This is a genomic window from Exiguobacterium acetylicum (assembly GCF_019890935.1).
GTDB classification, from domain to species: domain Bacteria; phylum Bacillota; class Bacilli; order Exiguobacteriales; family Exiguobacteriaceae; genus Exiguobacterium_A; species Exiguobacterium_A abrahamii.
Map to the genome: position 1 here is coordinate 532287 of NZ_CP082333.1, position 12573 is coordinate 544859.

Consider the following 12573-nt stretch of genomic DNA (forward strand, 5'->3'; position numbering starts at 1 on the left):
CGAAGAGGAGGAAAACACATGGCAGTGGATACACAGTATGGAGAAGCAATTTGGTTAGATGGAGTCTTTCATGATCCGAAAGATGCGAACACGAGCGTCATGTCACATGCGATTCACTATGGTAGTGGATTCTTTGAAGGAATTCGTGCTTACGCGACACCGGACGGACCGGCGATTTTCCAATTGAAGGAACATATCGAACGTCTCTTCCGCAGTTGTGCGTATTACCACGTCACGATTCCGTATACGGTTGATGAACTCGTCCAGGCGACGATTGATCTAGTTGCGAAAAACGGATTCGAATCTTGTTATATCCGTCCATTCGTGTTCCTCGGTACGCCATGGCAAGCATTGATGGCGAAAGATACGACGGTGCATGTCGGTATCTCTTGCTGGGAGCTTGGGGAATACTTCGATAAAGGCGCTGGCATCCGTGCCAAAGTCGCATCATACCGCCGCGTCTCATCAACGATGATGCCGATGCAAGCGAAAGCGGCTGCGAACTATATGAACTCACAACTTCTAAAAGGTGAAGCGATCCGTGATGGATTTGATGAAGCCATCGCACTCGACATGAACGGAAACGTCAGTGAAGCGAGTGTTGCGAACCTCTTCCTTCTTAAAAACGGAACGATTCATACACCGTCACTTGATTGTTCAGTACTCGACGGTATCACACGCCAAGTCATCATCCGTTTGGCACAAGATCAAGGCTATCCTGTCGTCGAACGTCACATCGGACGCGATGAGCTGTATGTCGCAGATGAGATCTTCTTAACAGGAACAGCTGCTGAAATCACGAGTGTCGGTGAAATCGATCATATCTCGATCAACGGCGGAACACGGAACGTCGCAGATGAGTTGCTCGATCTTTACCGTCAAGCCGTCACAGGTCAATTGCCGCAATATGCGGATTGGTTGACGTATGTGACACCCGCTGTCGCAGAATGACGACGCGTACACTCGTCACGATCGATCGGAAGGCGGTGCGACAGAACGTCGCATCGGTCTTCGCTCGGTCACGTAAACGTATTTTTGCCGTGGTCAAGAACAATGCGTATAACTTAGGTATGCTCGAGATGGTCGAGACGCTGATGGCATCTGATGTGCATCACTTTGCTGTCGCTGAGTTGTATGAAGCCATTGAAATCAAAACGAATTTTCCAGACAGTTATGTACTGGTGATGAATCCGACGGAGGATTTTGAAACAGCACGACGTTTCGGAATCGCACTCGGTGTCTCATCGCTAGAATGGCTCGCCCTAAACAGTAAACAGCTGCAGGGAATCGAGTTACATTTGAAGATCAACGTCGGGATGAATCGTTTTGGTGTCAGTTCGCTTCAAGAGGCGGAAGCTGTTCTTGCGCTTGCGCAAGCAGATTCGCTCGCTTTAACAGGTTTATATACACACTTTCCGCTTGCCGATGAACCGGATGCGGATCACGATGGACAAGTCGAACGTTTCGTCGCCATTGCCGATGTGTTACGAAAGCGCCATACGTTTACGTATATGCACTCGGAAAACAGTGCGACGATCGTCAAACACGATCCGCGTCTCGCATTTTGTAACTATGTCCGCCCGGGCATCTTCTTATTCGGCTATTCACCGATTGAAAAGATGGACTGGCTCGTTCCTTCGCTACGGATGACGACGGAGGTCGTTGAAATTCGCGAAATTGGACCGGGTGAGCATGTGGGATACGGGACGAACTTTACGAGTGCAGAACCGATGCGGATTGCTATTTTACCCGTCGGCTATGGAGACGGTGTCGTCCGTGGGCGTGCCGCGTTGCCTGTTCACATCAAAGAAAAACCTTATCCGGTCATCAATAAATTATTCATGAGTCATACATTCGTCGCTGTCGATGGAACGGTTGAGGTTGGAGACGAGGTCGTGTTATACGGGGATGGCGTTGAAATTGACGATATCACCCGGACAGGAGCAGCGAACAATTCAGAGCAGATGTGCGCCCGGTCGTGGCGTTTGACGCATCAGTATCTATAAGGAGGAACTTATTATGTATGGAAGTCAATACCTGACAGAAGAAAACAACACGTTGCACATCGATGGTGTCGCAGCGACCAATCTTGCAGCACAGTACGGAACACCATTGTACGTGATGGCAGAGCGGGAGCTGACGGATCGATTAGCGACCGTCCGGGAACACTTCCTTGATAAGTATCCGAACACGTATGCTTCCTTCGCTTCTAAAGCACTGACGGTTAGTGCCGTATATGAACAAGTCGTGCGTCATGGTCTCGGAATCGATGTCGTTACGGGGGGAGAACTCTTCATCGCTCGTCAATCCGGGGTTCCGGCAGAACGGATCTATTTCCATGGTTCGAATAAATCAACGGCTGATCTTCAGTATGCCGTCGAGGAAGGTGTCGGACGGATCGTCATCGATCACTTTGCCGAAATTGCACAACTCGAAGCCATCGCAGCGCAAGCTGGTCAAACGGTCCATGTCCTGATCCGGATCGTGCCACAAGTCATCGGGGGAGCGCATGCGAAAATCCAGACAGGTGGCGTCGATACGAAATTCGGCTTCTCAACACATGCGTCAGATTACTTGGACGCGATCGAGGCAATTTTAGCATCGGAACATCTGTCGTTACTTGGCATCCATTGTCATGTCGGTTCGCAAATCCAAGATCCGTCACTGTTCGAACAGACGGCTCGGACGATGATGGGCTTCGTCGAAACGATTCGTGCGCACCATGGCTTCACAGTCAGCGAAGTCAATGTTGGCGGCGGCTTCGGTATTGCCTATACACAGGACGATCAGCCGCTTGATTTTGAAGCGACGATCGCACGCGTCATGGACGTGATCGAGACGGAAACGGAGCGACTCGGCATCGAACGTCCACGAATCGGGATCGAGCCAGGGCGCTGGGTCGTTGCGAATGCAGGAACGACACTGTATACGGTCGGGGCCATCAAAGAAATTGAAGGCGTCAGAACATATCTTTCGGTCGATGGCGGAATGACGGATAACATTCGCCCAGCACTTTACGGTGCCGTGTATGAAACCGTCATCGCAAACCGGATGAGTGGTGAAACGACTGAAGTGACGGTCGTCGGAGCAGCTTGTGAATCAGGGGATCTCGTCGCTGAAAAAGCACAGTTGGTCACACCGAATGGTGGCGATACCCTTGCTGTCTTTGGGACAGGAGCGTATAACTTCTCGATGGCAAGCAACTATAACCAGTTCTTACGTCCGGCACTCGTTTTCGTTCGGGACGGGGAATCCCGTGAAGTCGTCCGTCGACAAACGTATGCGGATTTGATTCAGTGTGATCTTGGGATCAACGGTGTCCGATCAGAGTCATAAGAGGTGCGGGGTCAAACGAAAGGACAAAAAAAACCGACGCTATCGCGCCGATTTCATGCATGCGATCTAAAGCGATTCTTCTCTTGAATAGAGAGGGATCGTTTTTTTGTTGCGATCAGCAGATTCAGTTTGGAATTTTTAAGACTTGTCCAATGAACAATAGGTTCGGATTCGTAATGCTGTTTGCCTGCATCAATGCTGTGACGGTGACACCATATCGTGTCGCAATCGAGTAAAGTGTATCACCGGCTTTGACGATATACGTCGTTGTTGGAATTTTCAAGACTTGACCGACATTCAACAGATTCCAATTCGTGATGTTATTTGCACTCGCGAGGGCAGAGACCGAGACGTTGTATTTACGGGCAATCGAATAGAGTGTATCGCCAGCTTTGACGGTATACGTCGTACCGGTTGGAGTCGGTGAGCGGAGGAGTTCTGAAATCGTGACGAACGAATAGCCTTTGGCTTTGAGTTTCGAAATCATCGTCGGCAAGGCGGTCGGTGTTCCTTTTGCACCAGCACCGGTATGCATCAGGATGATTGATCCGGGAACGACTTTTGGTAATACACGATCCAAGATGGCTGTTGAAGAGATGCCTTTCCAATCCGTCGTATCAATATTCCATTGAATCGTTTTCGTGTAACCTGCCGCCCCAACTGCACTCAACACGTTACTATTACTTGCACCGAACGGCGCCCGAAAAATTGGTTTTGTCGTTTTTCCGGTCAAGGACCGGATGAGAGATTCTGTTCGGGATAATTCACTCGTCATCTGGCTCGCTGTTAGTGTCGTAAAATTCGGATGCGAATACGAGTGATTGCCGATTTGGTGTGTCGGAGAAGCGGTTGCGATGTTTTTGATCGATTGGGGGTGGTTGGTTGCGCCACTGCCTGTCAAAAAGAAAGTCGCTTTCACTTGGTTACTTTTTAAGATACTCAAGATTTTGGCAATGTTCGTTCCATCTGAACCGTCATCAAACGTCAATGCGACGACTTTTTGTGTCGTCGTTCCTTTCGTCACGAACGTAGAGCTCGCTGCATCGACCTGTGAAGGGATTGAAAGTGGACTAAGGAGAAGTAATCCGATCATCATGATGGTAGGTTTCTTGATGTTCATCGTCTAGTACCTCCTTCATCAAAAACATGCTTTACAAGTACTCTTTATTAAGGTATTCCCTTTATTTTAAAAAAAAGAACTAAGAAATTCCCGTTTTGCAAAGAAATAAAACTAAATTACAGAAAATTTGTTTAAACCGTAATCTTTTTGGGAAACCATAATATATGGAAATAGTAAAAAGGAGTGAGAAGGAATGATCGAATTCAAAAACGTCGGTAAGCAGTTTAAGGACAATGTCGTCTTGAAAGGCTTATCGCTCGAGATTCAAAAGGGTGAACTCGTTGTCTTCATCGGACCAAGTGGCTGTGGGAAAACGACGTCACTTAAGATGATCAATCGACTGATCGAACCTTCTTCAGGCACGATTTTAGTCAACGGGAAGGACATCATGAAGACGGATACGATTGAATTAAGACGTCATATGGGATATGTCATCCAGCAAACAGGCTTGTTCCCTCACATGACGGTCCGGGAAAACATTCAATTGATTGCTGGGCTAGAGGGGAAGAACCACGATGAGATGGATCAACGGACAGAACAACTGTTGACGATGGTCGGGCTTGATCCAAAGCAATTCATCGATCGATATCCGAGCGAACTCAGTGGTGGACAACAACAGCGTGTCGGTTTCGCGCGTGCTCTGATGAATGACCCTGATGTCATCTTGATGGATGAGCCATTCAGTGCACTCGATCCCGTTACTCGTAACGATCTACAGGAAGAGCTCTTTAACTTGCAAGAAGAAGTGAAAAAGACGATCGTTTTCGTCACCCATGATATGGATGAAGCGATCAAGTTAGCGGATCGGATATGTATCATGCGTGATGGGGAAATCGTTCAGTTCGATACTCCAGAAGAAATCTTGCGTCATCCAAAAGATGAATATGTCGAATCGTTCATCGGAAAAAATAAAATCTGGAGTAGTCCGGAATACATCAAGGCAGAAGACATCATGATCGAGGACCCGGTTTCAATCAGTGGCAAACGAACGTTGTTGCAGGGAATTGAAATCATGCGTGGACGCAAAGTCGACAGCTTGTTGATTACCGATCGTGACCGCGTCTTACAAGGGCTAATTAAGTTGAAGAACATCCAGACGATAGCGGATAAGAGCCAACGGATCGAAGAAGTGATGGAGGGCGAAATCATCGCCGTTAATGAACATGATTCATTACTCGACGTTCTTGAAGTCATGAATCAGGAAGAGACTGGTTATCTACCAGTAACGGATGCAACAGGAAAACTCAGAGGGTTGATCACGCGTAGTAGCTTACTTTCCGTCTTGAGTGAGCAATTCATTCATGAGGAGGAAGTCCAATGAACGGATTCTTTGATTATGTAAAAAATAATACCGATCAGATTGGTGATTTATTGCTAGAGCACTTACAGCTGACAGTCTTTGCCGTCGTCATCGCGGTCGTTCTCGGGATTCCGATCGGGATTCTGATCACCCGTTACCAAAAGTTTGCGAAGCCTGTCCTTGCGCTGACGAGCGTCGTGCAGGCCGTTCCGAGTCTTGCTTTACTCGGTTTCTTGATTCCGTTCATTGGTATCGGATCGACACCAGCGATCATCATGGTCGTGCTTTATTCACTCTTGCCAATCGTTAAAAATACGTACACGGGTCTCTCGAGCATTCCAGGGGACACGCTCGAAGCAGCCAAAGGAATTGGTTTAACGGATCGACAAATCCTCAGTAAGGTTCAGATTCCACTTGCTTTGCCGATCATGATGGCAGGGATTCGAATTTCAGCCGTTACAGCTGTTGGTTTGATGACGATTTCAGCATTCATCGGTGCCGGTGGTCTTGGTTATCTCGTCTTCTCGGGTATTCAAACGGTTGATAATAACCAGATTCTCGCCGGAGCAATTCCAGCAGGTATTTTAGCTCTTGTCATCGACTTCGTCGTCAGTCGGATTGAATACTCCGTGGCGCCAAATGGGATTCCACTTGCAGATGGTCGAATCAAGAATAAGGCACGGAAGCGTCGCAAGGCGATGCCAGCTGGACGTAAGATCGCGATCGCAAGTATCGTCTTCTTGTTAATCGGTGGAACGGTCGCGTACTCTTTCCTCAAGGAAGATAAGATTGTCATCGGATCGAAGAACTTTACGGAACAATTGATTCTCGGAAATATGTTAGCGGATTTAATCGAAGATAAAACGGATTTGGAAGTCGAACGTCAATTGAACCTCGGGGGGACGAAAGTCGCTTACGGGGCACTTGAAAAAGGGGAAATTGACGCGTATGTCGAGTACACAGGTACTTTGTTGATTGACGTGCTCAAGCAAGACGTCGAGACGGATCCGGAAACGGTCTATGCAAAAGTCGGGAAGATGATTCCTGAGAAAAGTCAGGTCGACGTCCTTGACCCAATCGGTTTCAACAATACGTACGCCCTTGCCATGACAAAAGAAGATATCGAAAAATATGACTTGAAGACGGTATCAGACATGTCAAAAGTCAGTGATCGTTTGATTCTCGGATCAACAATCGAATTTGCGAACCGGGAAGATGGTTATCTTGGTCTGAAGAAAAAGTATCCGGACATGAAATTCCAAGATGTACAACCAGTCGATGGAGGACTCCGTTATACAGCATTGACGAATGGTCGAACGAACGTCATCGATAGCTTCTCAACAGATGGTTTGTTACAAAAATTCGATTTGACAGTGCTAGAAGACGATAAAAAATTCTTCCCACCATACTATGCGGTACCGCTTGTTCGTCAAGAAACACTTGAAGAACATCCGGAGCTGAAGAAAGTCCTCAACACGTTAAAAGATAAAATTACGGATGAGAAGATGCAAGAATTGAATTACAAAGCAGATGTCGAGAAACAGCGCCCTGAAAAAGTCGCGCGTGATTTCTTGATCGAAGAAGGATTAATTTCAAAATAAACAGATAGAGCCGAGGCGGGAATCCGCTTCGGCTCTTTTGGTATGCGCGCTGACGCGCTATATCGTTTTGGAAAATACGTAATCAAGTGATTAAATTATTTTTTGATGCGACTAGCGAGCCAAGCGCGAACAGTGCGTTGCTGAATCATACACGTTCTTCCTCTCGGTTTAATGTTCCAAGGCGGTGCTCGGCATCTTTAACGATACGTGCTTGAATCTCGACTGTCAACCAATCCGTTTCCGATTCGGGTAACGTCGGCAAACCGTAACTTGGGTTATTCGTAGATGAAAACAAATCAGACATGATGCGTTCTTCGTATACTGGAATCATGTAAAATCCCCTCTCTGTGTCTTGATTCATCTCTTACACCTTTAGTGTACGAAAGAAATGTAAAGACGGAAGAGGGGAGGTGTTAAGAACCCGTGAACTTTGTAAACGTTCTCACAAACTTGTCAAATCCTCTGTGATGGCTTCACAACTGTCAGCATACTGCTGCCCTCGTTTCACGTATTTTCGGACTGTCCGTTCCATGATGAATCGATCATGGTCACTGATATCCCGGACGATTTTTGCAGGAACCCCCATGACCATCGCGCCGGCAGGTACCTTCATTTTTGGCGGCACAAGACTTCCCGCAGCAACGAATGCTCCTTCTCCGATTTCGGCTTCATCGAGGATCGTCGCCGACATTCCGATTAACGCTCCTTTTCGAATGATTCCGCCATGAATCATCGCCATATGACCAATCGTCACTTCATCTTCAATGATGGTCGGATATCCTTCATATTGATGAATCATCGAACCATCTTGGATGTTGACGCGTTCCCCGATGTGAATCGGACCTTCGTCTCCCCGGATGACCGTATTGAACCAGACAGATGAGTCTTTTCCGATCGTGACCTCTCCGATGACTTTAGATCCGTCCGCTAAATAAACGGATGGATCGATGTTTGGAACAAGTGAACCGACACGATATTTCATGCGTTTTTCCCCCTCAGGCATTAAATCGATACTCTTTCATCTTGACGTTACAAAAAATAAATTGCAACAGCTTCCAAACTAATTGTAAGATGGTAAAAATACGCTTACAACAGGAGGAGACAGGATGGAACAAACAGTGCGTGAACGATTGATCGCGATTGCTGCAAAAAAAGAGAAGGCAGCCGTTGTCTATCAGAACATCTCAGTCATCGATGTCATGACACGTGAGACCTATACAGCGGATGTAGCGGTTGATTCCGGTTATATCGCTGCTGTCGGAGAGGGGTATGAGGGAATCGAGAATCGTCCGGGAGAAGGACTTTTCATCGCGCCGAGTTTCGTTGATGCCCATGTCCATATTGAATCATCGATGGTGCCGCCGAGTGAGTATGAGCAAGCGATTCTACCGTTAGGTGTCACGACGATCATCGCCGATCCGCATGAGATCGCGAATGTCAAAGGAGCAGAAGGATTATCCTTCATGCTAGACGATGCTGAAGGTCTCGCGCTTGATGTCCGGATGATGCTACCGAGCTGCGTACCGGCGACTTCGTTTGAACACGCGGGAGCATCACTTGATGCGGCGGCACTTGCACCGTTCGTCAATCATCCTGGTGTCCATGGTTTAGGAGAAGTCATGGATTATCCAGCGGTCGAACGAGCCGATCGCGATATGCTCCAAAAAATTAAACAGATCGAAGACGCAGGAAAACTGGTCGATGGTCATGCTGCGGGACTTGGACCACGCGAAATTAACATTTATGGTGTCGCCGGAATTCGAACGGATCATGAATCTGTCAGTAAGGAAGATGCGATCGCCCGAGCGCGGCGTGGTTTGTATGTCGAAGTGCGGGAAGGATCAGCTGCCCGAAACTTGAAGGAAGTACTCGATGCCGTGACAGAGAGCAACGCGAGCCGTTTCCTCTTCTGTACGGATGATAAGCATTTGGATGACACGTTACGAGAGGGAACGATCGACTATAATATCCGCTATGCGATTCGTCATGGAATTAAACGCGAAACAGCGTATGCGATGGCATCGTTGCATGCGACGAACGCGTATTGTTTAGACGATCGGGGAGCCATCGTACCAGGACGTCGGGCGGACTTCGTCTTGTTATCCGATGCCGATAACGTCGTGATTGATGAGGTTTATATTAAGGGTGATTGTGTCGCGCGAGCAGGAAAAACGATCCGAACAGTACGGCGCGCGCATGTTCCAGAATCGTTACGAGGTGCATTGAATACAAAACCGATTACGCCGGAAGTATTTGCGCTGCCACTTGAATCAGCACGGGCGCATGTGATCGGAGTCATTCCGAAAAGCATCGTTACGGAGCACTTGATTCTCGATGTTCCACTTCAAGACGGGCATTTCGTGCCTGTGCCGGAGCAGGATCTTTTAAAGATCGCTGTCATTGAACGTCATCATGGGACATCTTTCTCGGCAGTTGGGATCGTCAAAGGTTTCAAGATGAAACGCGGAGCGATTGCAGCGACTGTTGCCCATGATTCGCACAACCTCGTCATCGTTGGCGCGTCGGATGAGGAAATGCAACTGGCTGCGGAACGTCTCGTCCAAGCGGGTGGAGGAGTCATTGCCGTCAATGGGCAAGAGGTACTTGCTGAGTTACCGCTTGAAATCGCTGGACTGATGACGAATCGTCCCTTCCAAGAAGTTGGAGATACACTTGAAGCATTGAATGATGCCCTCGATGTGTTAGAGGCGGATCGTTCCTTTAATCCATATTTGACGATGTCATTCCTTTGCTTACCGGTCATTCCGGAGTTGAAGCTGACCGACAGTGGATTATTCGACGTAAAACACTTTCAGCATATTTCAGTACAAGCAGACTGATGTCCGTCGCGAGTCTGAGTCTCATTCCGGGACTCAGACCGTTTTTGTGTCAATCGAGGTACGGTAAAATCAAAAAAAGTCACTTTACAAAACGGCTAAAATTCCTTAATGAAACTTAATAGTTTGGATGTTGAATCATTTTGGAAAGCTTGTTATAGTAAGTTCTATATCGTTTGTGAGAAATCTCACTTTCTATGAAACTTTTATCTAAAAGAATCGTAGAAAACAGTAGGACAACAAGATTAGAAAGGAGATCATCATTATGGATAAGACCTATTTTGAAGGGCATGAAGCTTTGATTGCGGATGTCTATCGTTCATTCACGCGTCAGTTCCATGCGTTACCAACACATCGACGAACGAAACGTCAGTTGCGAAATCTTGCATTCTCCGTCATTCGTCAAGCTCGACCGACGTATGAGGAACGAACCGTTCTTTATGCTTACTTCGCTGAATTCTTCCGAGCAGTTGAGGAAGGACAGGATGAAGAGATTGCTTTTTATAAACAAATTGCACAGTAAAGACCCCCGATGGCTCCGTCAGAAGGGGTCTTTGTTGTTTTCTGAGAATTGCTTTCGGAAATAAAAAAAACAAGTAGGGAACGAGGTTCGCTACTTGTTCATCAATGTTTTAAAGGGTTATTTTACTTCCATCCATTTGAAGCTCATATCGGCACCGAATGGGTGACGGTACAATTTATCAATGTTTGTCCGTTGTAAGTAAGCTTCTCCTTTTTGGTAGATTGGTGCGATGGCGTAGTCTTCTGTCAACAGCATTTTTTCAGCTTCTTGCATGTCTGACCAACGTTTCGCTTCATCTGCTTGTTGTTTTGCTCCCTTAATGAGATCATCGAATTTCTTGTTCGAGTATTCCATCCGGTTGAAGCTTCCGCCTGTCAACCACATGTCGAGGAACGTCATTGGATCTTGGTAGTCAGGTCCCCAACCAGCCGCAGAGATATCGTAATCTCCCTTCGACTCGAGTTCGAGGAAGTTTTTGAATGGTTGTTGCTTGATTTTGATCGTCAAACCAGGCAGGTGCTTCTCAAGATCTCCTTTTAAGTACTCAGAAACCTTCTTGAAAGCATCTTCATCCCGTGAGAGCATGCTGAGTTCGATTGTCTTCACACCAAGTTCCTTCAAGCCAGCATCCCAAGCTTTTTTCGCAGCGTCTGCATCGTAGCTTTGTAGATCCGGATACTTCGCGCGGAAGTCTTCCCCATCTGGTGTAAACGTGAAGTCTTTCGCGACGATGAAGTTTGCAGGTTTTGATCCATCATTTAGGATGACATCTGTAATCCCTTGTTTTTCAAAGCCAAGCGCGAGTGCTTTTCGAATGTTTTTATTTTTCAAGGCCTTATTCTTTTGGTTAAAGCGAAGGAAGTTGATCCGAGCATCTGGACGTGTCTTGTAATCATCTGATTTTTCATACTGCGAAACGAATTCAGACGTAATTGGTGCGAAATCGACTTCTTTCGCTTCGAACAGGTTAACGCCAGTTGAGATTTCTTTGACGACCTTGACATCGATTTTATCCATCTTGACATTCGCTTTATCCCAGTAATCTGGATTTTTCTTGTATGTCCAGCCAGCATTCGCTTGCCACTTATCAAGGACGAAAGGTCCGTTGAAGACCATTGTATCAACACTTGTCGCGAATTTATCGCCTTTATCTTCGACGAATGATTGTTTTAATGGTAAGTACGTCGGGAAACTCGTCAAACCAAGGAAGTAAGGTGCTGGAGCTTCAAGTTGGACCTCAAGTGTCTGATCATCGACTTTCTTGACACCCAGTTCATCAAGTTCAGCATCTCCGGCCATGATTTTGTTGGCATTTTTTAAATCTTGTAGAATGTACGCGTATTCTGCTGCTGTCTCTGGATTGAGTGCACGTTTCCAAGCATAGATGAAATCATCTGCTGTGACGGCTGATCCATCTGACCACTTCGCATCTTTACGCAGTTTGAACGTATATGTTTTTTTATCGTCCGACACTTCAACGCTTTCTGCGATTCCAGGTGTCGGTTTGTTATCTCCATCAAGACGATACAGCCCTTCGAAGACGTTGTTCGTGACGATGATGGAAGTCGAGTCTGTCGTTTTCGTCGGATCTAACTGAGGTACATCCGTCGTCGAAACGAGTGTGACTTCCTTTTTCTTGTTTTTCGAATCTGATCCGCTTGTGTTTTCGTCATTTCCTTGCCCGCATGCAGCGACAGCAAGAAGCGCGATGCTGGAAAGTCCAGCAAAAGCGATTTTCGATGGTTTATTCATGGAACGATGACCCCCCGAGAGTTAGTGTTAAATATTTCAGAAAAATGTGAACATATTGTTAATTTAAGTGAAAGTGATTAAAAATGCAACATAAATTTTCTGAC

Annotated in this window: 11 protein-coding genes; 7 read left to right on the forward strand and 4 right to left on the reverse strand. The window is 46.8% G+C overall.

The genetic code is table 11. The features are described from left to right. Positions 1-18: 18 nt before the first annotated feature. Genes K7G97_RS02780 through lysA form a run of 3 tightly spaced genes read left to right on the forward strand, consistent with a single transcriptional unit; the run spans position 19 to position 3336 of the window. Entirely contained in the window at positions 19-951 is a 933-nt protein-coding gene (locus K7G97_RS02780) for a branched-chain amino acid transaminase (protein ID WP_023467124.1), read from the forward strand. Continuing rightward, positions 948-2006 carry an alanine racemase gene (gene alr, locus K7G97_RS02785; RefSeq protein ID WP_223041324.1) on the forward strand — a complete coding sequence of 353 codons (1059 nt, stop codon included), beginning with the start codon at positions 948-950 and terminating at the stop codon, positions 2004-2006. Before K7G97_RS02780 ends, alr begins: the two co-directional genes overlap by 4 nt. 13 nt (positions 2007-2019) lie before the next feature. Beyond that, on the forward strand, positions 2020-3336 hold the full coding sequence (gene lysA / locus K7G97_RS02790; protein WP_223041325.1) for a diaminopimelate decarboxylase: 1317 nt from the start codon (positions 2020-2022) through the stop codon (positions 3334-3336). Between the two features lie 124 nt (positions 3337-3460). Here the strand turns inward: lysA and K7G97_RS02795 are convergent, their stop codons facing one another. After that, complete coding sequence (locus K7G97_RS02795; RefSeq protein WP_223041326.1) at positions 3461-4456, reverse strand: LysM peptidoglycan-binding domain-containing protein; 996 nt, start codon at positions 4454-4456, stop codon at positions 3461-3463. 193 nt (positions 4457-4649) lie between these two features. Here K7G97_RS02795 and K7G97_RS02800 point away from each other — a divergent pair, with 193 nt between their 5' ends. Both K7G97_RS02800 and K7G97_RS02805 read left to right on the forward strand, forming a co-directional pair. After that, entirely contained in the window at positions 4650-5777 is a 1128-nt protein-coding gene (locus K7G97_RS02800; protein ID WP_195865861.1) for an ABC transporter ATP-binding protein, read from the forward strand. Further along, positions 5774-7357: an ABC transporter permease/substrate-binding protein gene (locus tag K7G97_RS02805; protein ID WP_029340779.1), complete on the forward strand. Its 1584-nt coding sequence runs from the start codon at positions 5774-5776 to the stop codon at positions 7355-7357. The genes K7G97_RS02800 and K7G97_RS02805 overlap by 4 nt, the downstream gene beginning before the upstream one ends. Positions 7358-7502: 145 nt before the next feature. Here the strand turns inward: K7G97_RS02805 and K7G97_RS02810 are convergent, their stop codons facing one another. Beyond that, on the reverse strand, positions 7503-7688 hold the full coding sequence (locus tag K7G97_RS02810; RefSeq protein ID WP_050678068.1) for a hypothetical protein: 186 nt from the start codon (positions 7686-7688) through the stop codon (positions 7503-7505). Positions 7689-7799: 111 nt separating this feature from the next. Beyond that, on the reverse strand, positions 7800-8339 hold the full coding sequence (locus K7G97_RS02815; RefSeq protein ID WP_195865863.1) for a gamma carbonic anhydrase family protein: 540 nt from the start codon (positions 8337-8339) through the stop codon (positions 7800-7802). 124 nt (positions 8340-8463) lie between these two features. On the opposite strand from K7G97_RS02815, the gene ade reads away from it, so the two are divergent. Both ade and K7G97_RS02825 read left to right on the forward strand, forming a co-directional pair. After that, positions 8464-10197 (forward strand): adenine deaminase, encoded by a 1734-nt coding sequence (ade, locus tag K7G97_RS02820; protein WP_223041327.1) that lies wholly within the window; start codon positions 8464-8466, stop codon positions 10195-10197. 262 nt (positions 10198-10459) lie between these two features. Beyond that, positions 10460-10717, forward strand: a complete 258-nt coding sequence (locus tag K7G97_RS02825; protein WP_023467133.1) for a hypothetical protein — start codon at positions 10460-10462, stop codon at positions 10715-10717. A 117-nt stretch (positions 10718-10834) separates the two neighbouring features. Here K7G97_RS02825 and K7G97_RS02830 read toward each other — a convergent pair whose 3' ends face one another. After that, a complete protein-coding gene (locus K7G97_RS02830; protein ID WP_223041328.1) occupies positions 10835-12469 on the reverse strand; it encodes a peptide ABC transporter substrate-binding protein in 1635 nt (544 codons plus the stop codon). Positions 12470-12573 lie beyond the last annotated feature (104 nt).